Annotated in this window: 23 protein-coding genes and 1 riboswitch; of the genes, 11 read left to right on the top strand and 12 right to left on the bottom strand. The window is 72.8% G+C overall.

Going from position 1 to position 26,381, the window contains the following annotated elements:
- Window positions 1-1,108: 1,108 nt before the first annotated feature.
- The 3 genes from RT054_RS14545 to RT054_RS14535 are packed head-to-tail and all read left to right on the top strand — an operon-like array spanning window position 1,109 to window position 4,605.
- Window positions 1,109-2,098, top strand: a complete 990-nt coding sequence (locus RT054_RS14545) for a hypothetical protein (RefSeq protein WP_313024927.1) — start codon at window positions 1,109-1,111, stop codon at window positions 2,096-2,098.
- Window position 2,099: 1 nt separating this feature from the next.
- Window positions 2,100-4,169 (top strand): hypothetical protein, encoded by a 2,070-nt coding sequence (locus RT054_RS14540; protein WP_313024925.1) that lies wholly within the window; start codon window positions 2,100-2,102, stop codon window positions 4,167-4,169.
- A 4-nt stretch (window positions 4,170-4,173) separates the two neighbouring features.
- Window positions 4,174-4,605 carry a hypothetical protein gene (locus RT054_RS14535; RefSeq protein ID WP_312717565.1) on the top strand — a complete coding sequence of 144 codons (432 nt, stop codon included), beginning with the start codon at window positions 4,174-4,176 and terminating at the stop codon, window positions 4,603-4,605.
- Between the two features lie 121 nt (window positions 4,606-4,726).
- Here RT054_RS14535 and RT054_RS14530 read toward each other — a convergent pair whose 3' ends face one another.
- Window positions 4,727-5,599 carry an AraC family transcriptional regulator gene (locus RT054_RS14530; protein ID WP_313024921.1) on the bottom strand — a complete coding sequence of 291 codons (873 nt, stop codon included), beginning with the start codon at window positions 5,597-5,599 and terminating at the stop codon, window positions 4,727-4,729.
- 82 nt (window positions 5,600-5,681) lie between these two features.
- Window positions 5,682-6,602 carry a LysR family transcriptional regulator gene (locus RT054_RS14525; protein ID WP_313024918.1) on the bottom strand — a complete coding sequence of 307 codons (921 nt, stop codon included), beginning with the start codon at window positions 6,600-6,602 and terminating at the stop codon, window positions 5,682-5,684.
- A 191-nt stretch (window positions 6,603-6,793) separates the two neighbouring features.
- On the opposite strand from RT054_RS14525, the gene RT054_RS14520 reads away from it, so the two are divergent.
- A complete protein-coding gene (locus tag RT054_RS14520) occupies window positions 6,794-6,958 on the top strand; it encodes a hypothetical protein (RefSeq protein WP_312717561.1) in 165 nt (54 codons plus the stop codon).
- Between the two features lie 59 nt (window positions 6,959-7,017).
- Window positions 7,018-7,836 carry a glycerophosphodiester phosphodiesterase family protein gene (locus RT054_RS14515; RefSeq protein ID WP_313024915.1) on the top strand — a complete coding sequence of 273 codons (819 nt, stop codon included), beginning with the start codon at window positions 7,018-7,020 and terminating at the stop codon, window positions 7,834-7,836.
- A 23-nt stretch (window positions 7,837-7,859) separates the two neighbouring features.
- Here the strand turns inward: RT054_RS14515 and RT054_RS14510 are convergent, their stop codons facing one another.
- Window positions 7,860-8,957 (bottom strand): hypothetical protein, encoded by a 1,098-nt coding sequence (locus RT054_RS14510; RefSeq protein WP_313024912.1) that lies wholly within the window; start codon window positions 8,955-8,957, stop codon window positions 7,860-7,862.
- Between the two features lie 4 nt (window positions 8,958-8,961).
- Window positions 8,962-10,014, bottom strand: coding sequence for an SDR family NAD(P)-dependent oxidoreductase (locus tag RT054_RS14505; protein ID WP_313024910.1), 1,053 nt, complete (start codon window positions 10,012-10,014; stop codon window positions 8,962-8,964).
- A gap of 253 nt (window positions 10,015-10,267) precedes the next feature.
- On the opposite strand from RT054_RS14505, the gene RT054_RS14500 reads away from it, so the two are divergent.
- Entirely contained in the window at window positions 10,268-11,458 is a 1,191-nt protein-coding gene (locus RT054_RS14500; protein WP_313024907.1) for a zinc-dependent alcohol dehydrogenase, read from the top strand.
- A gap of 119 nt (window positions 11,459-11,577) precedes the next feature.
- A riboswitch (SAM riboswitch) is annotated at window positions 11,578-11,700 on the top strand.
- Window positions 11,701-11,780: 80 nt separating this feature from the next.
- Entirely contained in the window at window positions 11,781-12,947 is a 1,167-nt protein-coding gene (gene metB / locus RT054_RS14495; protein ID WP_312717555.1) for a cystathionine gamma-synthase, read from the top strand.
- Window positions 12,948-13,020: 73 nt separating this feature from the next.
- Here the strand turns inward: metB and RT054_RS14490 are convergent, their stop codons facing one another.
- On the bottom strand, window positions 13,021-13,641 hold the full coding sequence (locus RT054_RS14490) for a superoxide dismutase (RefSeq protein WP_312717553.1): 621 nt from the start codon (window positions 13,639-13,641) through the stop codon (window positions 13,021-13,023).
- Window positions 13,642-14,020: 379 nt separating this feature from the next.
- Here RT054_RS14490 and RT054_RS14485 point away from each other — a divergent pair, with 379 nt between their 5' ends.
- Entirely contained in the window at window positions 14,021-14,800 is a 780-nt protein-coding gene (locus RT054_RS14485) for an enoyl-CoA hydratase-related protein (RefSeq protein ID WP_312717551.1), read from the top strand.
- 21 nt (window positions 14,801-14,821) lie between these two features.
- Here RT054_RS14485 and RT054_RS14480 read toward each other — a convergent pair whose 3' ends face one another.
- On the bottom strand, window positions 14,822-15,262 hold the full coding sequence (locus tag RT054_RS14480; RefSeq protein WP_313024902.1) for a hypothetical protein: 441 nt from the start codon (window positions 15,260-15,262) through the stop codon (window positions 14,822-14,824).
- Between the two features lie 135 nt (window positions 15,263-15,397).
- Here RT054_RS14480 and RT054_RS14475 point away from each other — a divergent pair, with 135 nt between their 5' ends.
- On the top strand, window positions 15,398-15,991 hold the full coding sequence (locus RT054_RS14475; protein WP_313024900.1) for a helix-turn-helix transcriptional regulator: 594 nt from the start codon (window positions 15,398-15,400) through the stop codon (window positions 15,989-15,991).
- 214 nt (window positions 15,992-16,205) lie between these two features.
- Here RT054_RS14475 and RT054_RS14470 read toward each other — a convergent pair whose 3' ends face one another.
- From RT054_RS14470 to RT054_RS14450, 5 genes are all read right to left on the bottom strand, one after another.
- Window positions 16,206-17,468, bottom strand: coding sequence for a hypothetical protein (locus RT054_RS14470; RefSeq protein ID WP_313024897.1), 1,263 nt, complete (start codon window positions 17,466-17,468; stop codon window positions 16,206-16,208).
- A 181-nt stretch (window positions 17,469-17,649) separates the two neighbouring features.
- On the bottom strand, window positions 17,650-18,276 hold the full coding sequence (locus tag RT054_RS14465; RefSeq protein WP_312717547.1) for an L-threonylcarbamoyladenylate synthase: 627 nt from the start codon (window positions 18,274-18,276) through the stop codon (window positions 17,650-17,652).
- 141 nt (window positions 18,277-18,417) lie between these two features.
- Window positions 18,418-18,882: a methyl-accepting chemotaxis protein gene (locus RT054_RS14460; RefSeq protein WP_313024940.1), complete on the bottom strand. Its 465-nt coding sequence runs from the start codon at window positions 18,880-18,882 to the stop codon at window positions 18,418-18,420.
- A complete protein-coding gene (locus RT054_RS14455) occupies window positions 18,852-20,033 on the bottom strand; it encodes a methyl-accepting chemotaxis protein (RefSeq protein ID WP_313024894.1) in 1,182 nt (393 codons plus the stop codon). Before RT054_RS14455 ends, RT054_RS14460 begins: the two co-directional genes overlap by 31 nt.
- 344 nt (window positions 20,034-20,377) lie before the next feature.
- The gene (locus RT054_RS14450; RefSeq protein ID WP_313024890.1) at window positions 20,378-21,568 is read right to left on the bottom strand and encodes a helix-turn-helix domain-containing protein; all 1,191 of its coding nucleotides are present in this window, start codon (window positions 21,566-21,568) and stop codon (window positions 20,378-20,380) included.
- A gap of 83 nt (window positions 21,569-21,651) precedes the next feature.
- Between RT054_RS14450 and RT054_RS14445 the strand changes: the two genes are divergently transcribed.
- Window positions 21,652-22,767, top strand: a complete 1,116-nt coding sequence (locus RT054_RS14445; protein ID WP_312717543.1) for a ferredoxin reductase — start codon at window positions 21,652-21,654, stop codon at window positions 22,765-22,767.
- Between the two features lie 75 nt (window positions 22,768-22,842).
- Window positions 22,843-24,159: a fatty acid desaturase family protein gene (locus RT054_RS14440; RefSeq protein WP_396837316.1), complete on the top strand. Its 1,317-nt coding sequence runs from the start codon at window positions 22,843-22,845 to the stop codon at window positions 24,157-24,159.
- A 402-nt stretch (window positions 24,160-24,561) separates the two neighbouring features.
- Here RT054_RS14440 and RT054_RS14435 read toward each other — a convergent pair whose 3' ends face one another.
- On the bottom strand, window positions 24,562-26,268 hold the full coding sequence (locus RT054_RS14435; RefSeq protein ID WP_313024887.1) for an acetyl-CoA acetyltransferase: 1,707 nt from the start codon (window positions 26,266-26,268) through the stop codon (window positions 24,562-24,564).
- Window positions 26,269-26,381: the final 113 nt, after the last annotated feature.

The following is a 26,381-nucleotide window of genomic DNA, read 5'->3' as shown; positions in this document are numbered from 1 at the left end:
CACGAACGCCGCGCCGTGGTCTACGACTCGCAGGGCAACGGCCTCGTCTTCTACACCCCCCTCCAGCGCTAACACCCAGCGCTCCCACGAGAGCGGGGCGCTGAGCACAGACGACAGCCCGGGCGTCCCGCACGCCCGGGTTGCCGGCATGTCGGGCAGTAGCGAGGACGGCGCGCCGGCTGAGGGGGCCCGTGAGTCCGGCCCGGGGAAGGGCGAGCAACGTGCCGGGCCGGGGTTGACGATGCTTGCCGTCGCGGCACCTGCGGCTCCGGCGCAAGGCCGGCTTCGAGCTGGGCAAATGCTGGTGTTCGGTCCGCGACGACGAAGAGATCAATCGGTTCGAGTCACGACTCACGTAAGCGCCCAGAAGCACTCCCGTCGGCTTCGGCGGGCTTGGTCGCATGCCGTCAACCATCTCGAACGTCTCGACGCATCGGATCTCCTGAAAGCCGCACCCGGCACTCGAGCGGAGGCGATCACGCTTGGACCCGGATCCCTGTGCTTGCCGAGGAAAAGCTTGGCGGGACGTGCGCCACGCCGATGAGTGACCTAGAACGAGTAGTTCGATGGTCCAAGTTCGGCGCGCATGCCTCTAGGACTCCCGCCGACGGACCGGGAGTCCTCCCGCCGGCCCGATGACGAGACCGCCGCGTCCCGCCGCACCGCCTCGTCCCGCCGCGGCGTCTCGTCCGGCACCTCGCCCCGGAGGACCACCCTGCGCACCGGACGCGGCGAGTCGGCCGAGGGAGACGACCGCACCCGCCGAGGGGCGACGTCGGGCGGCTCCACCGCAGGCCCGACGACCCTGCGGGACAGATCCACCCGGATGGAGAACGAGACAGGCCGGCTCCGCGGGGGCACCGAGGACGAACCGACGGCCACGGCGACACCGGCCCGTACCCCCCAGGCTCCGAAGCCCAACTCGACACCGCCCATCCGGGCGCCGCAGCCACGGGAGACGCCGCCGACCTCGAGGCAGCCGTCGGGGACACCGGACGCCACCGAGACGCGGGACGCGCCCGAGACGCGGGACGCGCCCCAGACGCCGTCGACCCCGACCCCGCCCGCGAACACGGCCGCGCCCACACCGACTGCCGGTCCGCTGCACATGATCCCGGCACCCCGCGTGCCCGGACTCACGACCCCGACGCCCCGGGCGCAGGACGAGGATGACGAGGTCTCACGCCTCGTCCCGGGGCCGTTGCCTCCGCGGGACTACACCTCGGTCCCCTCGGCCGGCACCGACGACCGGACCGCGCCGACGCCGTCCGCCGTCGTCCCCTCACCGCGCTCGACGCGGCCGGCCGTCGACTGGCCGAGCGGAATCGTCCGCGACGGGAACGGCGACGACCTCGACGCCGAGCGCCATCGACCCGCGGACGTCCTCGTCGTGCCGCTGGACGGCACCTCGTGGCGCAGCCTCACCGCGGCGAGCGCGCTGACCCCGGTCCGGAGCGGCAAGGCGCGCCTCGTGCTCACGACGCCGCTGCTGCCGACTGCCGGCGCCTCGTTGCAGGACTGCGCCTCGGGTGAGTACCGCACCCGTTGGCGGGAGTTCGCGGCGGTGCTGCGCTCGCTGCCGAACGCTCCGATCGTCGACCTCGGCACCGGGATGAACCGCGAGGGCACACCGTGGAGCGGAGACCCGAGGACGTACGCGCAGTGCTGGTCGGAGGTCGCCCGCACGGTGAAGGCGACCGCACCGAACGTCGTCTTCCAGTGGACGCCTGCGCTCGGCTCCCAGCCGGGGATGCCCGGGGAGTCCGTTCTCGCGGCCTGGCCGGAGCACGACCTCGTCGACATCGTCGGCGTCGATGCGACGGCGGACGGGCGTCCGTGGGCCGAACAGGTCAACGGCGCGTACGGACTCAACTACTGGGCGGCGTTCGCCGACGATCGCGGTCGGCGCGTCGCCGTGGCGCGGTGGGGCGTCCACCCGGGCGCGACGCCCGACCGCGCCGTCAACGCCGCCTACATCCGCAACGTCCACGACTGGGTCGCCCGCGTCGCGGCGAAGGACGCCCTCGCCTACGAGGCCTACACCGAACCGGCGGATGTGCCCCCGGCCATGGCCGAGGCCTACCGCGCGCTGTTCTGAGATGCGACGTCCCGTCCTCGTCCGCATCGAGGAGACCGACGACGGCGAGACGGCCTCCGTCGACGACGTGCCGGTCGCCCGGGCCGAGGGCGAGTCCGCCCGCGAGGCGGCGCTGCGCACCGTGCTCACCGACCTCGTCGATCCTCGCGCAGTCGACATCCACACTCCCAGCGGCGTCGTCCTCCACGTCGAGGCGTGGCCGGGCGGCCGACTCCGGGTCCTCGGGCAGAGCCGCGCCCCGCGAGGACCGGCGGATGGCGCGGCGAACCCGGGTCGCGCGCGAGAGGCCGACGGCGAGGCGAGCTGCTCCGGCGCTCCGGGAGTCACGCACGACTCCGCCACCGGCACAGCCGCCACCGGCGCCACCGCATCGACCGTGGCCGGCGAGGGGGACGTCCCCGGTGAGAGCGCCGACGACACCCCGGTGGCGGGGACGGGGACGTCCGCCGACGTCCCTCCCGGTCCGGGGATGCCGCCGCCCCCGACCGCGACCTCCCTCCGCGCCCTCGCCCATCGACGGGACGAGACCGACGAATGGGACTGGGCCGAACGGGATGACCCCTGGCCGCAACCCGAGCGGGCACCGACCGCCACACGTGGGCGCCGGTCGGAGGTCGGGCCGCGATCCGACTCCGTGGCCGGCCCCGCGCCTCAGCCCACGGCCGTCGCCGGGGCGACCGTCGATGCCGCCGCCGAGCCCTTCCCTGCCGCCACCGACCTCGACGACACCGACCTCGACGACACCCCGGCACCGCGAGCGCGACGCTTCGCCCGGCGCCGCGGGGGGTGGATCCTGCCGGTCGCGCTGTGCACGGCCCTCGGCCTCGGCACGATCGGCGCCGCGACGCTGATCGGCCGAGGACCCGCGACGACGGTCGAGCCGGTCGTCACGGGACTGCCGTTCCCGCAGGCGCCGCCGGACGGGTGGGCCACTCACGCCACGTGGGCCAGCCCTCCCCTCGATCCGGCCACGAGGGTCGCCGTCACCGGTCGCGAGGGGGCAGGCCGCGACACGGCAGACAGCACGCCCGTCACCGACGGGACGTCCCCCACCGACGGGACGTCCCGCGCCGACGACCCGGCCGTGGCGTTCGCCACCGCCGCCCACACCGTTCAGGTCGTCGACGCCGCCTCGGGGCGTCCTCTCTGGAGCGCTGCGCTCCCCGAGGGCGACCTCACGGCCGGACCGGCGCTCACCCGACTGGAGGGGGTCGAGGCGTTCGCCGTGCAGGTCGGTGGCCGCGCGCTCGTGTGGGCCGTGGCCGACGGCCGGGTCCTCGCCGACGTCGAGATCCCGCCACGCTCAGAGCTCGTCACCGAAGGCACCGCCCCGATGGTCCGCATCACGACGACCCGGGCCGGGATCGTCACGGCCGACGGTGTGGCCGAGGTCGACATCCCCACGGGCGCGACGGCGCTCGCGGGGCGGGAGGACGGCACGGTCCTCGCTGCGTCACCGGCGGGCTGGTGGCACCTCGGCCCCGCGACCGTGCCGGGCGAGCCGACCCCGTGGGAGCCTCTCGGTGCGCCCGGTGACCACCCGAGGGCGGCGCCCGCGGTCGTCGGCATGGTCGGATCCTCGATCCTCCTCGCCCATCCCGACCCGGTCCGTCCTCGTCTCGCCGTCCACCACGACGGTGTCGCGGTTCGGGCCACCTTCCAGGACGCCTACATCCCCTCCCGGCACCCCACGTGGGCGCCATCGGCCTCGGGGTCCTGGGGGATCCTCGGACGCAGCCTCGTCGACGTGGACGCCGGACGGGTGGAGGACCTCGGGGACTGGCGCACTGCTCTGGTGGGCGTCGACCACGCCTACGGCGTGGTCGACGAAGGTCTCGAACGCGTCACACCTGGGGCGCGCCCCACCCCCGTGACCGTGCGCTCTGCGCTCGTCGAAGCCGACTCCCCGACAAGCGGATTCGTGCGAGCACCGTCACCCGAGGGCCCCCGTGTGTGGGCCCTGCCGCCTGTGCGACCGTGGGAGGAGGGACGGGAGGCCGTCACGGCTCCAGCCGGACATGCCACGATTGTTCCCGCCCAGGTGCAGGCAACTGCCCGATCGAGGAGATGAGCACGTGCCCGAGGTCCAGTCACTGAACACCGATCAGGAGGCGGACGAATACGTCGCGGAGTGGTCGCGGCTGCCATATCCGCTCGAGGCCGCCGTGATGGAGGAGGTCAACGAGCCCGACGCCGCCATCCTTCGCGCCGCCGAGATCATCCACCGTCGCCCGCCGGGCGTGACGGGGTCGACCCGGTCCGTGTGGGTCCTCGCGCGGTGCACCCCGAGCGGCGAAGGCCGCCGGCGACACCTGTCGAACTGGTGCTGGTACGCCACGCGTGCCGCAGCGGAATCGGCAGTCGCGTCCGTCCGCAAGGACGCCGGGAGCGTCAACGACGCTCTGGTCCTCCACGAGATCTCCGTCCCGAGGTCGGTGCGCTGCGACGAGGTCGCCGCCCACCTCGGCACCCACTACCGCGCTCCCGCGGCCGAGCCGCAGTCCTGAGCGGGGGGAAGTCCCCGTCGGGTGGCCGGCCCCGGGCCGGCCACCCGCTCGACATCCGTGCGGTCGAGATCCGTACGTCGACACCCGTGTCGATCAGGCCGTGTCGATCAGGCCGTGTCGTTCAGGCCGTGTCGGCCGTGCCACCCGTGCGGTACCGCGCCGGTGAGACCCCGTACTTCTTGAAGAACGCCGCGCTGAACTCGAAGGGGTCCTCGAACCCGCTGAGCCGTGCCGCAGCCGGGACGTTCTCGCCCTGGGTGAGCATCGAGGCCGCCCGCGAGAGACGCCATTCCCGCAGATAGGTCATCGGCGGTTCGCCGACGAACATCTCGAACCGCCGCGAGATCGACGTGCGGGTGGTGCCGACGCGGTCGGCGATCTCCTCCAGCGTCCACGGGTGGTCCGGCTCGGCGTGGAAGAGGTGCAGCACCGCTCCCACGAGGGGATCGAGGACGGCGCGTGCCCACCCTCGTGCCTCGCCGTCGGCGGCCCAGCGCCTGACCGCCTCGACGAACACGAGATCGATGAGCCGGGCGAGCACCCCCGAGCGGCCGCTCGCGAGGTGCCGCGACTCCTCCGTGAGGACCTGCCACACGTGACTGTCCCGCGCGGCGGTGAACACCTGCTCACGGCCCAGGCTCGCGACGAAGTCGGCGGCCGCCCGGTCGCTCGTCGACAGACGCCGGATGAACAGGTGGGTCTCCCCGCCGGGAGCGGCCCCCTCCACCCGGAACCGGCGCGAGGCGTGGAGTTCGTCGCCCGGGTAGTGCGCCGAGTGTCCGAGGACGCGGGCCGCACCTGCACGGACGAGGGCGACGTCCCCGGCCTCGAGGAGGACCGGTTCCCCCTCGTCACGGTGGCACCAGACCGCCCCGGCGGAGACGGCGAGGATCATCGCCTCGTCGCGGTCACCGAGAGCGATCGACCACGGCGCGGCCAGGACGACGTCGACCACCCGGTCGTCGGCGTCGAGGAGTGCGCTGAGTGGGTCCACGGGCGCCACGGTATCCAGGCCCGGCGCACGACGGGGGGCACCGACACGACCACCTGGCACAACCCTTACGGCCCGGACGCGTTCACACCCCCGGTGGTGTCCATGATCCGGACACCCGCTCCTCCATCTCGGCGAGGAACCGGCGGACCGCCGGCCGACCGGCCGACGACTCGCGGTACAGCAGGTGGAGGCGGCGGAAGGGGGTCTCACCGACGAGCGGGAGGTGACGGATCCCGGGCGGCAGCTCCCCGAACGCGATTCGTGGCAGGAGCGCGTTGCACAGCCCCGCCGACACGAGGGCCAGCTGCCCGGCGATCTCGTCGACGAGGTGCTCGATGCGGGGCCGTCGACCGAACGTCGACATCCGGCGCACGAGCCAACCGCGGCAGAACCCCTCGAGGTCGTCGGTCACCCACGCGTCGTCGACGAGGTCTTCCAGCGCCACCGTCTCCTGCTCGGCGAGGGGGTGGCCCGCCGGGAGGAGGACCTCGATCGGGTCGTCGGCGACGGCCGTCGAGGCGAACCCCGCCGGCAGCGCGGGACGCGCCTCGCCCCAGAGGTGGATGAGCGCGATGTCGAGGTGGCCGCCGAGGATCGCCTCCCGGCCGCGTTCGGGGAACATCTCGTGCAGGTGGACCGTGAGGTCGGGAGCATCGGCCTTCATGGTGGCGAGGGCGGGTGCCACGAAGGGACCGATGACGCTGGGGAAGGAGGAGACGCGCAGCGTGCCGCTGAGGTCGTGACGCAGGTCCTCGAGACGGGCGGTCGCGCGATCGGTGACGGCGGAGATCTCGTCGGCGGCCTCGACGAGGATCCTCGCCGCGTCGGTGAGGACGACGCCCCGACCCGCGCGCTCGAGCAACCGGGTGCCGACCTCCTTCTCGAGCTTGCTGATCTGCTGGCTCACGGCCGAGGAGGTGAGTCCCAGCTCGAGGGCCGCGTCGAGGACGGATCCGTGCACGTGGACGGCCTGGAGGCACTGCAGGCGGCGGGTGTCGAACATGAAGCAACTCTACATGGTTGGGTGCATCGAACGTTATTTGTGTTTATCAGTTGACACGGCCACAATGGACATGTCGCTGCGCCGAGCCCGCCACGCGGGCCACCACGAACCTGGCCGACAATGCCGTCCCCGACCTCGTGATGCCGCACCCTCCGCGACCTTTTTCACACCACTTCCCGAGGGGGTCCATCATGTTCGCTTTCTTCTTCATCGTTCTGGCCGTCGTCGCCGCCCTGACCGTCGTCGGCAGCCGCCCCAGCAGCGCCGACGCGATCGTGTCGCCGCTCCACCACAGCCGCCACCTGGGCTCGGTCGAGGCCAGCCGCCAGGCGTACTCGATCCTTCCGATGCGCTGAGTCCACCCGGACGAGCTCGACCCCACGGAGTCGCCGCCCGATGGGCGATGCTTGACCCCGTGACCCCCTTCGACGCGCCGCCCCATGTCATCGCACATCGGGGCGGCGCGCTCATGCCCGGCAACATCGGCCGGGAGAACACCCTGCGGGCCTTTCGCGCCGCCTGGGACGCCGGTGCGCATCACCTCGAGACCGACGTGCACGCGACGTCCGACGGGGTGCTCGTGGCCCTGCACGACGACCGCCTGGACCGGGTGAGCGACACGAGTGGCGCGGTCGCCGAGCTGCCGTGGTCGGCCGTGCAGTCCGCCCGGGTCGGTGGTGAACCCGTCCCCCTCCTCGCCGACCTCATGGACGCCCTGCCGGGCGCGACGTTCACCATCGACATCAAGGCGCCGGGCGCGATCGCGCTCCTCGCGACCGTGCTCGCCGACCCACGACGCGGACGACGCGCCTGCGTGGGGTCGTTCTCCGAGCGACGCCTGTGGTCCTTCCGCCTCCGCACCCGCGGACGGGTGGCGACGTCCGCCGGACGCGTCGGCATCGCGTGGCTGCGCTACGCGCCCGTCGGATGGCGCCTCCTGCACTCCCCGGCCGTCGCCTACCAGGTGCCGATGACGTTCGCGGCCGGACCCCTGCGGCTGCGCGTCGTCACGCGCGAGTTCGTCCGCCGGGCCCACGACGTCGGCGCCCAGGTGCATGTGTGGACGATCGACGACGAGGCGACGATGGAGGCATTGCTCGACCTGGGCGTGGACGGTCTCGTCACCGACCGCCCGGACCTCGCGCTCGCGGTCCTGCGACGCCGAGGGGTCGGCGGGTCGGCTCGGTCGTCGTCACCCGGCCCCACCTCGAGGCGGCGCCTGCGTCGGCGCTGACGTCGGCGCTCGCCGGGTGCGGCTCAGGCGTAATCGGGCACGGCGTGATCCAGCCACGCGAGCGCCCGTGGGATGAGCGGCTTCCAGGCCCCCACGCGGTGACCGGAGTCGGGGGTCGACCACTGTGTCACCGAGAGCGGGGGACGTGCCGCGGCGACGAGTTCCCGGCTCGAGGGGGCGACGTGGACGTCGTGCTCCGAGTACTGCACCAGCAGGGCGACGTCCGGAGTCTCACGGCGCGCGAGCAGCGGCAGATCGTACGGCCCTCCGACGGGGTCGACGGGCCGGTAGGACGAGGCGAACTCGGGGCGCATGTACCCGCCCATGCTGATGCCGGCGGCGTAGGTGCGGGGGTGCCGCATCGTCGCCATCGCCGCACACCAGCCGCCGGCGCTGTAGCCGAGGGTGGCCCAGGCCTCGCGTTGGGGCCGGACGCCGAACGTCGCGACCGCCCAGGCCGGGACGTCGGTCGTCAACCAGGTCTCCATCTTGACCGCCGGGCCGTCGACGCATTCGCTGTCGAGTTCGCCCGGCGACCAGTCGGGGATGAGGACGACGGTGTGCCGCAGGACGCCTGCGGCGTGGCGGCCGAGTCCGAGGTTGGCGAACGCGCTCTGCGCGGAGACGGGGTAGCCGTGGAACACCTGCAGCGCCGAACGGACGGCGCCCGAAGGAGGCACCCAGGCGTAGACCGTGCCCGTGTACCCGCTCGCGCGGCCGGCGACCCGGTAGACCCGCAGGCCGGTATGGGCGTCGATGCTCGGTTCCTTCGACGGGACCACCTCGACGTCCGCCGCACCCCAGGACCGGGACAGGGTGGTGGGGGGCGGCGGCAGCTCGGCGCCGTGCTGGGTGAGGTCGCCGGCGGGCGGCCCGGTGACGACCGACGCGAGGTCGCGCCAGGAGACGAACCACAACCCGGCGCGGTTGACCGTGACCCCCACGGCGAGCGCGAGGAGCACCGTGACGAGCAGCTGCGCGAGGATGCGTTCGGCGATCGCGACGCCCCCCGGGCGGGCGAGTCTCGGCCACGAACGGGTGACGGCCGCGATGCCACCGATCGCGAGGGCCCACGCGATCAGCGCCGTGCCGATCCCGGTGATCCCGAACACCCCGCCCATCGCCTCAGCCTAGGTGAGGGCGCTCACCGCTTCCGCCGCCGACACGGGCGTCGCTGGCCGGGCGCGGACGACGGTTCTCGTTGAACCGGGCCGAGGCACGGGTCCCGAGGGTCGTCAGCCTCTCGAGGAGGTCCGAGGACGACCGGGCACGCGCGTCGTGCCCGAGGACCGTCTCGCCACCCCCTCGGCGAGGAGAGGCGGGCAGGACCCTCGCCATCACCGAGAGCAACGCCCCCGTCGTCGCGGGGGCGAGACCGTGGACGCGGACGCCGATCTTGGTGAGCGGGGAGAGCAGCAGCAGGCTCCGCCCCGCGAGGACGCCGTCGACCATCCTCGCGGCGGCGCGTTCGGCGTCCATGGAGAGCAGCGGGATCGCGGCGCCCGGGGCGAACCACGCGTACTCGGCCTCGGCGTTCCCGACGAACTCGGCCTGGACGTGAGAGCCGGTGCGCATGAGCCCGGGGACGATGGTCGTCGCGGTGACGCCGGTACCGGCGAGCTCGGCGGCGAGACCGCGGGTGTAGCCGACCGCCCCGAACTTCGCCGTCGAGTAGGGCACGAGGTGCGGGACGCTGATCATGCCGCCGATCGAGGTGACGACGCCGAGTCGACCCCGGCGGCGGGCCCGCATGCCGGGCAGGACGGCCTGCGTGAGGTTGACGGGCCCCCACAGCATCGTGTCGATGGCCTGCTCGTAGTGGGCGCGCTCGAAACACTCCTCGGGACCGACCTGGATGACCCCCGCGACGTGGATCGCGACCTCGATCGGGCCGTGTTCGGCCTCGACCTGGGCGACGACCTCCCGCAGACGGGCGTCGTCACGGACGTCGGCGACCGTCGTGTGCAGCTCGTATCCCCACCCCCGCATCGTCTCCGCGGCGCCGGCGAGGGCGTCGGGATCGCGGGAGAGTCCCACGACGCGATGCCCCCGGCGTGCGAGCTCGCGGGCGATGACGAGTCCGAGACCTCGCGAAGCCCCGGCGACGAGGGCGACGGGCGCGAGGGAGGCGTCGTCGGTGGGACGGGAGGCCGCCGTGCCGGCCGTGGTGTGCTCCATGGGGTTCCCTTACCCCAGCCGGTCCGGTCGAACCGGAGGCACCCGGATGAACCTGCGAGGACGTGGGTATGGGCGGAACGGCACCCCGCACAGGGGTCCTCCCTGAGGCGACGCCTCATCCGGCCACCGGCTCGAGGTGGTCGCGTCGGGGGCATCAGCACGGCACGACGGTCCCCTCGGGGTCGGCGCCACCACGGCGTCCGGAGTGATCGGGGACGCGACCGACGGACCGCGTGCGCGAGAAGGAGACATCATGAAGGCACTCACCTGGCAGGGCACCGAGAAGGTCACGATCGAGGAGGTCCCCGACCCCCGCATCGAGGAGCCCACCGATGCGATCATCCGCGTCACCTCGACCGCGATCTGCGGCTCGGACCTGCACCTCTACAAGGTTCTCGGCCCCTACCTCCGGCCCGGCGACATCCTCGGTCACGAGCCCATGGGCATCGTCGAGGAGGTCGGCTCGGAGGCCGCGGGTCGGCTGAAGGTGGGCGACCGCGTCGTCGTCCCGTTCAACATCTCCTGTGGCCACTGCTGGATGTGCACCCACGACCTGCAAAGTCAGTGCGAGACGACCGCGGACCACTCCCAGGACAAGGGGGCCGCCCTGTTCGGGTACACGAGCATGTACGGCGCGGTGCCCGGCGGACAGGCCGAATACCTGCGGGTGCCGCAGGCGCAGTACGGCCCGATCGTCGTTCCGGAGGACGGGCCGGACGAGCGCTACCTGTACCTGTCGGACATCCTCCCGACCGCCTGGCAGGCCGTGCGGTACGCCGGGGTCGAGAAGGGCAGCACGGTCGCGGTCGTCGGCCTCGGGCCGGTGGGCCAGCTCGCCGCCCGCGCGGCGCTCCACCTCGGCGCCGAACGGGTCATCGGCATCGACCTCGTCGCCGACCGACTCGCGACGGCGGCGCGTCACGGCGTCGAGACGATCGACGCGCGCGACGTCGACGGCGAGGTCACCGACGTCGTCCGCGAGATGACCGGGGGACGCGGCGCCGACGCGTCCATCGAGGCCGTCGGCATGGAAGCCCACGGAAACCCCATCGCCGAGCAGGTCATCGGTCTCGCCGGCAAACTACCCGGACCGCTCGCCCGCAAGGCCGTCGACAAGGCCGGCATCGACCGCCTCGACGCCCTCCTCACCGCGATCGGCTCGGCCCGCCGCGGCGGCACGGTGTCGATCTCGGGCGTGTACGGCGGCGCGGCCGACCCCTTGCCGATGATGGACATGTTCGACCGTCAGCTCACGCTCCGTATGGGTCAGGCCAACGTCAAGCGGTGGACCGACGACCTGCTCCGCATCATCACCGAGGAGGGTGACGTCTTCGGCCTCGAGGACCTCGCGACCGACCGCCCCGCACTGTCGGAGGCCCCCGCGTACTACGAGAAGTTCCAGAAGAAGCAGGACGGCTGCCTCAAGGTCGTGCTCAAGCCCTGACGCGGCGACGGTCACCGCGGTCGTCACCGGACGGCGCACCGTCTCGAGGGCGGGACCGGGATTCCACATCGTGGACCGGGCCCGCCCTCGGGCGTCGGTCGGGGGCTACGGTGATCCCTCATCCATCCAGACCGGCCGAGGGACAGGCCCGACGACGCCGGGGCAACCTCCCGTCTCCGCGAGCGGAGCGGGTTCGGTGCCAACTCCTGCGGAGGGCGTACGCGCCCGCCGGAAGATGGGTCGGGGCGTCACCTGCCGTCCCGCTGTTCTCCGCCGCCGGGTCGCACCGATCGTGTTGCCGAACCGCAGCGAAGGAGCAGACATGAGCGACATCTCCCGCCTCACCCGTGGCCTGCGTGCCGGCATCGGCACCGACTCCGCCCATGGCGCGGTGGTGCCGCCGATGTATCTGAGCAGCACCTTCGCGTTCTCCACCCTCGGGGAGACCCCCGCCTACGACTACACGCGCTCCGGCAACCCGACCCGTGACGTCCTCGGCGAGGCGATCACGACCCTCGAGGGTGGGGCGGGCACGACGATCACCGCGAGCGGCATGGCCGCGATCACGAACGTCCTCTACGCCCTGCTCGATCGGGGCGGCGCGGTCGTCGTCCCGCATGACTGTTACGGCGGTACGTGGCGTCTGTTCGACTCCCTCCACCAGCGCGGTGACCTGCGGATGATCACCGTCGACCTCACCGACTCCGCGGCCTACGAGGCCGCGCTCGCACAGTCCCCGGCGCTCGTCTGGGTCGAGACACCGAGCAACCCCCTCCTGCGCCTCACCGACCTCGAGGCCGTGACGAGCGCGGCCCACGCGGCGGGTGCGAAGGTCGTCGCCGACAACACGTTCTGCTCCCCGCTCGTGCAGCGGCCGCTGTCGTTCGGCGTCGACGCGGTCGTGCACTCGACGACGAAGTACGTCAACGGGCACAGCGACGTCGTCGGCGGCGCGGTCGTCTCCGCCACCGAGGACCTCGCCGAGAACGTCGCCTGGTGGGCCAACGTGCTCGGCCTCCCCGCGAGCCCCTATGACTCGGCGCAGACCCTGCGCGGGCTGCGCACCCTCGCGGTCCGGATGGAGGCGCATCAGCGCAACGCCGCCGCCGTCGCCGAGCTCTTCGAGAGCCACCCCGCGGTCGCCCGCACCTACTACCCCGGGCTGCTGAGCCACCCCGGACACGACATCGCCGCCCGCCAGCAGCACGGGTTCGGGGGCATGGTGAGCGCCGACCTCGTCGGGGGCCTGGACGCCGTCGCGGCGTTCGTCGGCGGGCTCGACGTGTTCACGCTCGCCGAGTCCCTCGGTGGCGTCGAGTCGCTCGTCGCCCACCCCGCGACGATGACCCACGCCTCGATGACGCCCGAGGCCCGCGAGGTCGCCGGGATCGGCGACGGCCTGCTGCGCTTCTCCGTCGGCATCGACGCCGTCGAGGACGTGCTCCTCGACCTCACCGCCGCCCTCGACCGCGCGGCGCGGGTCGGCTGAGCCACCGCGCCCGAACGCGCCGACGGCCGCCACCCCGATGAGGGATGGCGGCCGTCGGTCGTGTTCGCGCAGGTCAGCCGATGAGCGGCGTGCCGGTGCGGGCGTTCTCGAAGCGCTGCTGGGCGTCGGCCCAGTTGACGACGTTCCACCAGGCCTTGACGTAGTCCGGCTTCACGTTCTGGTAGTCGAGGTAGAAGGCGTGCTCCCACATGTCGAGCATGACGACGGGGATGAGGCCGGCGGTGACGCCGTTGCTCTGGTCCTCCATCTGCTGCAGGACGAGACGGCCGCCGATCTGGTCGTAGCCGAGCACGGCCCAGCCGGAGCCCTGGATCGTCGTGGCGGCGGCGGTGAAGTGCGCCTGGAACGCCTCGAAGGAGCCGAAGAACTCGTCGATCGCGGAGGCGAGCTCGCCGGTCGGCTTGTCGCCGCCGTCGGGGCTCATGTTCTTCCAGAAGATCGAGTGGTTCGTGTGCCCACCGAGGTTGAACTGCAGGTTGCGGCTGAGCAGCAGCGCCTTGTCGGCGATGGTGCCGTCCTCGCGGGCCTCGGCCATCTTCTCCAGCGCCGTGTTCGCGCCCTTGACGTACGTCGCGTGGTGCTTGTCGTGGTGCAGCTCCATGATGCGGCCGCTGATGTGCGGCTCGAGCGCGGTGTAGTCGTAGGGAAGGTCGGGCAGGGTGTAGACGTCCATGAGTTTCCTCTCGTCGACGAACTCGGGCGGGCGTCGTGGCCGGCGCGACGAGGGGCCCCACGGGGCCTCGGGTCGACTCCGTCGCGACGCCGTCCCCTCGACCTTAGCCAACGATCCCGTTTCGTATTCACGGGGGTATCCGCACTGCGAGACGGCGCGCGCCGGGACCGACGGCGAGCGCGCTGAGGGCCGTCCGATGCGGCCTCCCCGACACGGGCCGCCCTCACCCCTCGGCGCCGGCGGTCACGGCACCCGTGCGGCAGTGGTCCGCCCGCTCGCCGGGACCCGTCGGCCGCTCGCCGCTCACCGTCCCCGGCTCACCGTGCTCGGGCCGCCTCGGAGGTCGACAGGGGAGTCCGATCCGGCCGATGCTTCAGGCATGGCCGCCACGACCAACGTCCTCCAGACCCGCGACGGTGACACGACGACGATCACCCTCGCCCGCCCCGACAAGCGCAACGCCCTCTCGATCGCGATGATGACCGACCTGCGAGACGCGATCCGCGAGGCGGGGCGCAGCGACACCCTCGCGGTCGTCCTCGCGGCGCAGGGACCGGTGTTCTCCGCCGGCCACGACTTCCGCGACATGGCGGGCGCCGACCTCGCCGCCACCCGCGCCCTCTTCACGCTGTGCACGGAGATGATGGACGCCGTCCAGCAGATCCCCCAGCCCGTGATCGCGCGGGTCCACGCTCTGGCCACCGCGGCCGGGTGCCAGCTCGTCGCCGCATGCGACCTCGCGATCGCCGCGGAGTCCGCCGGGTTCGCCCTCCCCGGGGGCAAGGGCGGGCTGTTCTGCACGACGCCCCTGGTCGCCGTGTCCCGCAACGTCTCGCGAAAGCGGGCCTTCGAACTCGCCCTCACCGGCGACCCGATCGACGCCGCCACCGCCGCGGACTGGGGACTCGTCAACCGCGCCGTGCCGGATGGGGAACTCGACGCGGCGGTCGCCGACCTCGTCGCCCGTGTGACCCGCGGCAGCGCGGAGGGCCGGGGCATGGGCAAGAAGGCGTTCTACGCACAGGTGGGCCTCGACCAGCGCGCCGCCTACGACCTGGCGATCGAGTCGATGGCCGCGGGAGCCGTCGGCGCCGACGCTCAGGAGGGCTTCGCGGCGTTCTTCGAGAAGCGCCCCCCGGTCTTCAACGGGCGCCCCTGACCCCACGTCGGGGGGCGGGGCTCACGCCTTCGTCGACTTCTTGGACGGCGGGGCGAGCTGCGTGCCCGCGGCGATGGCGCCGAGAGCGAGACCGAGCGAGGTACGCGGCGAGCGGGCCCCTCGGGCCTCGAACCGGGCGGCGGCGGCGTCGAGCGCCTTCTCCTCGATGGAGGAGACCGCCGAGAGCCCGACGAGCGCGATCAGCCAGATCGCCGTGCGCTGCACGGGGTCTTCGAGTCGGCGGCTGAGCGCGGCGAGCTTCTCGTCGCGATCGGGGTGTGGGGTGGGCTCGGAGTCACTGGCCAGGACCACGCCGACGGAGGACGTGGCGAGCAGCGCCCCGCGGGCGGCGAGACGCTTCCACCGCCCGTCGACGTACTCGGGCAGGGCCGTCCAGGCCGCGACGGTGCCTCCCGCAAGGGCGGCCATGGTCACAGAGGTGCGGAGCGATTCGTCGGTCACGTGCCCACCGTAGTGCGATTGCCGGTGAAGGTGCACGGGTCACCTCGATCCGTCCGAGTCCGGCCTCCTCGCCTCCGGTGATCGATTGTCAGCGGGCTCGCGTACTGTCGAGCGCGCAGGAGGGAGGAGGGACCGATGCACGAATCACCCGTGGGAGACGCGGTCGAGCGCCTGGGGGCCCGCATCCGGGCGGAGCGCCGCGACCAGGGCCTCTCGGTCACCGAGTTGTCCGAGCTCAGCGGCGTGGGGCGGGGCACCGTCACCGACCTCGAGCGCACGATGCGCACCCCGAGCCTCGACACGCTCGCCAAGATCGCCTCGGGCCTCGGCGTGCCGATGCCCGATCTGTTCCAGGAGCGGGGGTCGGGTGACCCCCAGCTCCTCCCGCCCTCGGCGGGGCTGGAGTCCCGACTCATCGGCTCGTGGGAGGAGGAGGACACCCGGGTCGAGGTCTATCGCTTGCGCATCACCTCGGGGGTGCGGAGTCGGGCCTGCCGCAAGGGCGTTCGCGGGTACCTCACGGTCGTGGCCGGGTCGCTGAAGGCCGGTGCCGCGGGCACGCCCCGCACCCTCACGACCGGCGGACAGCTCGCCTACGCCGCCGACCAGCCCCACGTGTTCCTCCCCGTCGGCGGTGCCGCCCAGGCGGTGCTCGTCATGCGAGAGCCCCTCGAGCCGAGGTCCGGCGACGGCGACGGCGATCGTGGCGGCGACGACGAGAGGCACTGAGCACGCAGGCGGCGCCGATGCGCGGCGCCCCGCACAGTCGAGTGGGAACACGTGGGCGCCGGCCGTGCGCGCGCAGGCAGGCCGGGGGCGGGCACGCTCCCCGAGGACGGCCACGACGGCGCCCACGTCACGCCCACGATGTCGAGGCCGACCCCGACCCGACCCACGCCGACCCCACGCCGGTCCGGTCACCCGCACCGATCGCTCCGACAGCTCACCCCGGCAGCAGGTGGGCGTCGCGAGGGACGACGCCGCGAACGCGGTAGCCGTCGGCGAGCTGCTCCACCTCGAGGTATCCCCCGAGGGCCTCGAGGCGTTCACGGACCGCCCGCAGGCCTCGCCCCTCGACGTAGTCGGCCTCGGTGAACAGCGACTCCCCCAGTGCGGGCGCGTCCCGGTGGGCGGGCACCTCGTCCTCGACGACGACCTCCGCCTCCGGCCCCTCCCAGTCGAACTCGACGTGCGCGACGGCGCCGGGTCCGGCGTGCTGCACGGTGTTCGTCAGCCCCTCCTGCACGGTGCGGTAGAGCGCGAGCTGACCCGCGACGGAGAGGTCGCGACGTTCCCCGCCCATCTCGAGCGTCACCGCGAGCCCGGCGCCGCGGGCGGCGTCGATGAGTCGCGGCAGGTCCGCGAGCTGCGGCTGGGGGGAGAGGGCGTGTTCCGGGGCGAGGACCGAGGTGCTCGCCTCCCGCGCGAGGGCGTCGTGCGGGTCGGGCGCGTCGAGGAGGGCGAGCAGGGTCTGCACCCGGCCGAGGGCCTCCTCACCCGAGGTCGTGATGTCGGCGAGGGCGTCGGCGGCGAGACCGGGGGCGCGGCGCGCGGCCCTGCGCCCCTCGCGGGCCTGGTCGAGGATGTCCTCGAGATGGGCGGCGACCGCTCGGTGCACCTCCCCGGCCATCCGCGCCTGCTGCTGCGTGACCGCGAGGTCGAGGTCGCGTGAGTGACCTTCCTGCGACGCCCGCGACCACGAGGAGTCGAGGTCGCCGCGCTCGATGACGAGCATGCGCCAACGGCCGCACGCGTAGGCGAGGAGCGCGAGGGTGGCGCCGACGAACCCGACGGCCGCACGCCATGCTTCGGGGATCGTGGGGAAGACCAACCACGGCAGCCCGTTCCACAGCGCGGCGCTGAGTTCGATCGCGCCCGCGACACCGACGAGCGCGGCCAGCGGACGGTAGGAGCGGGCGTGGGCGGCGACGGAGTAGATCGCGACCCCGAACAGGGCCGAACTCGGCAGGAGGACGGGCGGAAGCGGGCCGGGCAGGCTCGTCGCCGTCGGCGGCAGCGCCGGCGAGGCGAGGAGCACGAGGGCCCCGAGGCCCGTGGCGGCGTACGTCACCCACGGCAGCGCGGAGCGGAGGAGCAGCGACAGGTGCATCACCACGAGCGCGACGAGGCACGCCGTGCGCCACGGCGATCCCCCGGCCTGCCACACGGGCGCGGCGCTGAGGGCGAGCAGGGGCAGGCTCGCCACGAGCACGAGGACATCCGATCTCCTCGGGGTCGCCCCCGGCCACGTGCGTACCCGTCTCACTCGACCAGGCTACGGTCGGCGCCCACCGGCGCCCCGAGCATCGCGATCTGGATGGATACAAGGCGCGACGGTCGAACGACCGTGTCCACCACCGGGACTGCGGACTCGCAACGGCCCCGTGTCAGTCCGTCTCGAACGGCGAGGCGTCCCCCGCACCGTGGCGCAGGACCTCGGCGGTGCCGGTCGACAGGTCGACCACCGTCGTGGGATCGACGCCACACTCGCCGGTGTCGAGGACGATGTCGACGAGGTGGTCGAGCTCGTCCTTGACCACCCAGCCCTCGGTCATCGGATCCTCCGCGCCGGGCATGATCAAGGTCGTCGTGAGCAGCGGCTCCCCGAGTTCGGCGAGCAGCGCCTGGGCGAGGGCGTCGTCGGTGATCCGGACACCGACGGTGTGCTTCTTGGGATGGGAGAGCCGCCGCGGCACCTCGGGAGTCGCCCGGAGGATGAACGTGTACGGCCCGGGGGTGGCCGCCTTGACGGCACGGAACACGGCGTTGGACACGTCGACGACGGAGCCGAGCTGCGCGAAATCCCGGCAGAGGAGGGTGAAGTGGTGATCGTCGCGCAGGTGGCGGATTCGCCGCATGCGGTCGCGCCCCTCGACGTTCTCCATCGCGCAGCCGAGGGCGTACCCCGAACTCGTCGGGTAGGCGATGAGCGCGCCCTCGCGCAGCCGTTCGACCGTGCGGGTGATGATCCGCCGCTGCGGGTCCACCGGGTGGACGTCCTCGTACCGAGCCATGTCGACCTCCTCGACCGAGCGGGGACCGCGTCGGGCCGGACCGATGACCCGGGTCGACGCCCCCACGTCTCGATGCCCTCACGTTCGCGGGGCGACCCACTGTACGACCATGGCCGCCGTCGGGTCGGAGCGTGGTTCCCCTCAGTACGTGAAGTCCTGGACCCGCCGGTCCAGCTCGTCGGCGAGCGCGGACAGCCGATGAAGACCCTCGGACTGCTCCTCGGAGAGCTGGGCCGAATCGGCCGCCGCCTTGGAGACCTGGGTGAGCTCCTCGGCGATGCGCCCGGCGCCACCGGCGGCATCCTGGACACTGCGGCCCATCTCGTTGGTCGTGGCCGTCTGCTGCTCCACGGCCGAGGCGATCGTGGCCTGCGTGTCGTTGATCTGCGCGATGATCGCTCCGATCTCGCTGATCGCCGCGACCGCCGCCTCGGTGTCGACCTGGATCGCCTCCACCCGGCGGCCGATGTCCTCGGTCGCCTTCGAGGTCTCCTGCGCGAGGTCCTTCACCTCGTTCGCGACGACGGCGAAACCCTTGCCCGCCTCTCCCGCACGAGCGGCCTCGATGGTCGCGTTCAACGCCAACAGGTTGGTCTGCTCCGCGATGCTCGTGATGGCCTTGATGACCTCACCGATCTCCGCACTCGACGACCCAACTTGGCCACCGTCGCGTTCGTCTGGTCGGCGACCGCCACCGCGGACGCCGCGACACCGGCCGCGTCGTTGGCGCTCTTGGAGATCTCCCTGATCGAGGCGGTCATCTCCTCGGTCCCCGCCGCCACCGTCTGGACGTTGGTGGAGACCGTGTCGGAGGAGCCCCGCACGGTGTCGAGCACGATGCTGGCCTGCCGGGCGTTGGCCCGGGAGCCGTCGACGGACGTGGTGAGCTCATGGGCCGATTCGCGCAGACGACCGGAGGTGCGGCCGACGCCGTCGAAGGCGGCGACGATGGCGTCCTGGGCGCGGGTGAGGGAGCCGGCCATGTGCCCGACCTCGTCGCGGCTGTGGACGTCGGCCCGCGCCGTCAGATCGCCCTCGGCCATCCGATCGAGCACCTCCTCCACCTTGCGGATGGGGCGGATGACGAGGTTCGCCGCGTAGAGACCGAGCGCGATGCTCAGCGCCGCCCCGAGGACGAGGGTGACGATGACGGTGATGATCGCCGTGCTGATCTGCGAGGCCGCGGCGTCGGCCCGGGCGTAGAAGGCGTCGCCGACCTCTTTGCTCGTCGCCGCCTGCGACGCGCTGTACTGCTTGACGAGAGGAACCGCGGCCGCGGTCTCCTTCTGGAACGCGGCCGAGTTCATCGCCAGACCAGCGTCGGTCACCTTCTTGCGCTGCTCCGTCCACGTCGCATAGTCCTGCTGGTAGGTGGCCCAGCTGGGCGCGATGGACGTGATGCCGGCGTCCTCGAGCTTCGCGGTGGCGTCCTCAATGATCTGGTCGGTCTTGTCCATCTCCGACATCCACTGCTGCCGGTCGGTCTTCGTCGGGGACGTGCCGACCATGGGCAGGAGGATGCGGGTGCGCATCTGGGCGAGGACGAGCGTGTCGAGGGTCTCCTTGTACGTCCGGTTCATCCCGACGATGTCGTGGAGGTTCGCCCGCGCGGAGTTGAGCGACGAGACACCCACCCCGGCGATCACCAGGGTGAGGAGCAACAGCACACCCAGCGCCGAGGCGATCTTGGTCTTGATCGACCGGTCGGCGAACCACCCGGTCCGCCGAACGGGCGCCGCCTTGGTCATGCCGCTCATCTCGGTTCCCTCGTCTCGGATCAGGCGCCGCCCCTCCTGGGCGCGCCCGACCTCCCATCGGTCGCGGCGACGCCGGGCTGAGGTGACGAGTCGCGGTGAGGCCGACCGCACTCCGGTGCCGCCGAGCACCGGCGAAGGCCGGCTGGTCGTGCGCGAAACGCCTGGTCAAGGGCCGAATCGCAGACTCCTCTGGGGTCTCGTCACCGTCCCGGGGCATCGATCCACGACCCCACCGCGGACCATCCGTCGACGCGATCGGGGGGCGCGGCGCGAGATCGCCCCCGCCTCCGGCCCACCGTCGGGCCTGCCCTCGCGCTGACACGCCCCCGCCGCGGCCGGTGTGTTCAGTGGTCGGGCCGCCCCGGGGCGGTGGCGCCGAGCGCGACGACGAGGGCGAGGGTGACGCGGGGGTCGTCGAGGGCATCCCCGAAGCACTCGCGCGCGAGACCCATCCGGTAGCGGACGGTCTGGGGGTGGACGTGCAGGTCGGCCGCCACCTCGGCGCGCCGCCCGTGGTGGAGCATCCAGGACCGCAGGGTCTCCTCGACGGCATCGCGGGTGGTCGGTCGCAGCCGGTCCAGCGGCGCGAGGACCCGCGCCCGCAGGTCGCTGCGGGCCTCGGGGTCGGCGGTGAGGACGAGGTCGACGAGGCGTTGATCGGTGTCGACCGTGTCGGAGGGGCGCCGCCGCAGGTCCACGCCCCGGATGGCCCGAGCGATCGACGCGTGCGCCTCCTGCCACGGCCGAGCCGGCCCGATCGAGGCGCCCAGGCCCGTGAGCGTCCGCCTCGTGCGGACCCGGTCCCGGTCGTCGGGCAGGAGAAGGACGGCGGTGTCCTCGCCGAGTCCGATGGTCTCCCCACTCGCTGTGAGTGTGCGTTCGTCGAAGAGGTGCCGCACGCGCGTCGCCGCCTCCGAGGGGAGCACGACGGCCGTCAGCGTCGTCGGCGGCCTCCACGCGGCACGGGAGGCGGCGGCGTCGAGGTCGCGGGGGTCCGCGCCTGCCGCGAGCGCCTCGGCGAGCCGGTCCAGATAGCGCTCACGGGCACGGCCGGACTTGGCGATCTCGTCGGAGTGGCCGCTCACGCTCGTGGCGGACAACGCATCGATGTAGGCGAAGACCAGTTCGGCGAAGGCCCCGACCGCGGGGGCCGACAGGCCTTCGTCCGCGGCGGCCCGCGACAGGCGACGCCAGGCCACGCGCGCACCGATGTGGTAGGCCGCGAGCAGCGCCTCGAGACTCCGTCCGCTGCGCGCCTCACCGCGTCCGAGGTCGTAGGCGCCGGAGGTGCTCGGGGCGATCGGCACGGCGGCGTCGTCCCGCTGGGAGGCGAGGGTGAGGAACGCGCCCAGCGCGAGCGAGACCGCCTCACGGAGCAGTCCACCGTCCTGTTCGCCGAGGTGGGCGTAGGCGGGCACCTCCGAGATGATCGCGTCGACGGCCTCGTCGGCGAGGGTGCCCAGCTCCCGACGGAGCCGGTCGGCGAGGGCCGGTGAGATGTCGAGCCGGGCGGGAAGATCGGGCAAGGACGTCATTTCGTCTCCAGGGAACGAATATACGACAGTGATTCACGTAATTCGGTCAAGATTTTACCGCCTCGAACCAAGATGCTGGATTCATGGCCGTTCCCCTGCCTTCGCTCATCTCCCCAGGACCGCGTGCAGGGGGCGGTCTGCCCGCGCAGATGCGGGGCGGACTGCTCCGCGCCGCCCGCGCCGCCACCACCCCCCTGCTGCCGAGCGACTACCTCGGTATGATCGCGCCGCTCACGTTCGGCGCCGACCTGCAGGGCCGCATCGTCGCCCGCCACCCCGAGACGCCCGACGCGACGACGCTCGTCATCCGCGTCGGCCGAAAGTGGCGCGGCCACGTCCCCGGTCAGTACGTGCGCGTCGGGGTCGACGTCGACGGCGTCCGATACTGGCGCGCGTATTCCCTCACGCACGGCCCGGACGCCCGACGCGGCACCATCTCGATCACCGTCAAACGCCTCCCCGGAGGCCGGGTGAGCGAGCACCTCGTGGACCGCGCCGGTCCGGGCGACCTGCTCGTCCTCGATCAGGCGACCGGAGACTTCACCCTCCCGACGGTCCCGCCGGGCCGGATCCTCTTCCTCACCGCCGGCAGCGGGATCACCCCCGTCATCGCGATGCTGCGACACCACGTGTGGCACATCCAGGACGTGGTCGTCGTCCACAGCGCACCCCGTCCCGAGGATGTCGTCTTCGGTCCCGACCTCCGGGCCCTCGCCGCGGAGAACGGGATCCATCTGATCGAGCGACACACCGACACCGACGGGATGCTCGACGTCGCCGAACTCGACGACCTCGTGCCGGACTGGCGATTCCGTGAGACATGGGCCTGCGGCCCCACCGCCCTGCTCGACGCGGCGGCCGCCCATTGGGAGGGCGCCGGGCTCGCCGACCGGTTCCACGTGGAACGGTTCCGCCCGGCCGTGGTCGTCGTCGACGACGCGGGTGGCGAGGTGACGTTCACCCGCGCGGGGACGACCGTCGAGGCCCCCGGCGACGTGCCGATCCTCGACTCGGGCGAGGAGGCGGGGGTCCTGCTCCCGTCCGGGTGCCGCATGGGCATCTGCTTCGGCTGCGCGCTGCCGCTGCGCGAGGGCACCGTGCGCGACCTCCGCACCGGCGAACTCACCGAAGGCGGCGACGGCGTCCGCATCCAGACCTGCATCTCCGCCGCGGCGGGCCCCTGCGAGATCGACGGCTGAGGCCGCTCTCACCCACCGCCCGCCGCGCCCACACCGACCAACCGGGCCACCGCCCGCCTCACCAGGAGAACGACCGTGACCACGACTCTCACCCGCCCCACCACCGCACCCGGGCCCGGCGACGCCGCCGCGCCCCGCACGCCCACACCACCCACCGCGCCCACCCAGTCGTCGCGGATCGCCGGGGCCACGACCACGCGCCACTGGGTCCCCAAGCACGACGGTGACATCGACCCCGCGGGTCACCTCTCACCGGAGCAGATCGACGAGTTGGGCCGCGAGCTCGACGCGCTGCGCGAGGAGATCCTCGCCTCGCGCGGTGCCGACGACGCGGCCTACATCCGCCGGATCATCCGCATCCAGCGCACCCTCGAGGCGTCCTCCAGAGTCGTCCTGCTGTTCTCGCTGCACCCCGGTGCGTGGATCGTCGGCACGGCGGGCCTGTCCGTCGCGAAGATCCTCGAGAACATGGAGATCGGGCACAACGTCATGCACGGCCAGTGGGACTGGATGCGTGACCCGCACATCCACTCCTCCTCGTGGGAGTGGGACAACGCCGCCCCGGCCGCGATGTGGAAGCACAGCCACAACGAGCTTCACCACACCTACACGAACGTCATCGGTCAGGACGAGGACCTGGGCTACGGCATCCTCCGCGTCGACGCCGACCAACCGTGGTCGCCCATCTATCTCGGGCAGCCCCTGTGGAACCTGCTCAACGCGCTCGTGTTCCAGTACTCGATCGCCTTCTACGACCTCAACCTCGTCGCGTACCTCTCGGACCCCGAGGCGCGCACCCCGGAGGCCCGCGAGCGGTTCCGTCGCGACGCCCCGCAGGTGGCCCGCAAGATCGGCCGCCACGTCCTGCGCGACTACGTTCTTCACCCGCTGCTGTCGGGACCCTCATGGCTCACGACGATCACGGCGAACCTCACCGCCAACCTCGCCCGCAACCTGTGGACGAACACCGTCATCATCTGCGGGCACTTCCCCGAAGGCGTCGCGACGTTCGCGACCGAGTCGATCGAGGGCGAGTCGCGCGGCGAGTGGTACCTGCGGCAGATCCTCGGCTCGGCCAACCTCACGGGTTCCCCGTTCTTCCACGTCATGACGGGCAACCTGTCGCACCAGATCGAACACCACATGTACCCCGACCTGCCGAGCAACCGGTACGCCGAGATCGCCGCCCGCGTGCAGGTGATCTTCGAGCGGTACGACCTGCCCTACGTCACCGGGCCCCTGCACCGCCAGTACGCGTCGGTGTGGCGCAAGGTCTTCCGGTACGCCCTGCCCGACGGTGCGTGGGAGGACCTCCGCACCGCACCCGTCTCGACCCTCGGGTCCGGCGCCCGCTGGGTCGGTCGCGCCGTCGCCCGCGCCGTCGCCGGGTGAACACCCGCAGGTCCATCACCGTGGGTGAGTGACCACCGAAGCCACGGTCACCGACCGAGCGATCGCCGCCGGTCCGGGTGAGGCCCCCTCGTTCGTGAGGGGGCCTCACTCCGTGTGTGCTGGTCGGGCGACGCCATGGCGTCCGATGACGCGCCTCACGTCGCGCGGTCTCGCTGCTCCGCCGGCCTCGTTCCGCCACTCACGCCGTCCTGACCGACCCCCGATCACGACCCGTCGTCGTCCCGCATGTGGCAATACCAGCGGAGTCGAGGCCCGCCCGCCGACCGGCACCTCTCCATCACCGCAGGTGGGAGCTTCGAGGAGGGTGAGCCCACCTCGTCGACTTCGCGGATATCGCCACGTGGCCCACGAGGCATCTCATCGGCCGGGTGCGGACGGCGCCTACGGCGCCCGGACGAGCCCGTCGTCCCCGACGACGACGGGGGCACCGACAGGCTGATCGGCGTCGAGGAGACGCCAGGTCGCGGTGTCGTCGGAGGCGGCCGCGAGGAACCGGGTGTCGCCCTCGTCGAGACGGCCGACGACGAGGCCACGCCGGGAGCCGTCCCGTCCGTGGACGACGGTGAAGGTCTCGATGCGGGCGGGACCCCGTGGGGTGTCGATCGTCGGCGGCGCCGGCCAGGAGGCGACCTCGGCGGCGAGGGCCTCATCGCGGCCGGGACGCCAGGGCGCGGGATCGGTCGACCAGACGCCCATGGACTGACTCGAGAGGATGCCCCCGTTCGCCGTGACGAGCCCGCGCGCGCCGGGGCGGTCTCGCAGCCGACCGACCATCTCGGCCAGGGAGTGCAGCGCGTAGTCGTTGCCCGGGCCGCCGAAGAACGGCAGTCCGCCGGTGACGGTGAAACCGCGTGGATCATCGGGCGCCATCCCGAGCGCCTCACGCACGACCGACACCGCGATCGGGAAGCAGGAGTACACGTCGAGCAGGTCGAGATCGGCGGCGGCGATGCCCGCCTCGTGCAGGACGGTGCGGACGGCGAGACCGACGGCGGGGGACGTCGACAGATCGGCACGCTCCATGAGAGGCCGCTCCGTGACCGAGGCATGCCCGTGACAGTGGACGAACCGCGCCGAGTCCAGGCCAAGGTCGCGCGCCCGGCCGAGCGACATGAGGAGCACCGCCGCCCCCTGGTTGACCTGGTCGCGGGCGACGAGGAAGCGGGGGTAGGGGTCGGCGACCAGGCGGTTGCGCGAGGTGACCGTGACGAGCTCGTCGGGGGTCCGCCGTGTCGGGGCGGCCGAATGCGGATTCCCCGCCGCGACATGCGTGAACGGGGCGAACAGCTCACCCATCGAGCGGGCGTAGTCCTCCCGCGAGAGGCCGAGCCGGGCGCGCCGGGCGTTCTCGAAGAGCGCGTAGGCGGCGGGTGCGTGGTCGAGACCGAGCGCGGCCTGGCGGGAGGAGGTCATGTCGGTGAGTCCGGGACCCCGGTCCTCCACCTCACCGCCGACCCGTTCGCGCCAGTCCGGTCGCGCCGCCTCCGGTGCCCCCGCGTTCCCTGCGTCGGTCGGTGATCGGCGCGGTTCCGGTCCCCCGTCCGCCGCCGACCTCGCCCAGTGCCGGGACGACGACAGCGCCTCAGCCCCCACCACGAGCGCCGATTCCGCACGCCCGGCGGCGATCTCGGCGGCGAACTCGAGGACGAGGTTCTGGGGCGACTGCCCGCCCCCCACGCCGAGGACGGCCCGCGCAGGGTCGGCTCCGAGACGGCGGGCGACGGCGCGGGGGGCGTTGTCGGCTCGGCCGAGCGGTGACGGCGGCTCCAGGCCGGAGTCCTCGAAGAGCCGCACGAAGGCCACGGCGTCGATTCCCTCGGCGATGACCGACTCGTCGACCGTCCCGTCGCGAGGGGGACGTTCGAGCCCGCTGCCGGACACATCGCCACCGACACCCCCGCCGGCCCCGGCGCCCGCGGGGACCCCCGCCAGCGCATCGCGGAGGGCGGCGTGGGCGGCGGCCGCAGCGAGGGCGACGGGCGAGAGGGCGGCGTAACCGGCGTCCCCGATCCGCTCGGAGGCCTGCCCCACCCCGACGATCACGGGAGTACGCGGATCGAGGTCGACACCATCGGCGAACGTCGTCATGGCGGCAGCGTAGGCATTCCGGCAGCCCGGCGGACTCCCGGCACGGGCACGGGCACGGGCACGGGCAGCACGGGCAGCACGGGCAGCACGGGCAGCACGGGCAGCACGGGCAG

Origin of the sequence: Mobilicoccus sp. (assembly GCF_032060985.1) — a bacterium.
Lineage (GTDB): Bacteria > Actinomycetota > Actinomycetes > Actinomycetales > Dermatophilaceae > Mobilicoccus.
This window is presented reverse-complemented; position numbering and strand designations above follow the sequence as displayed.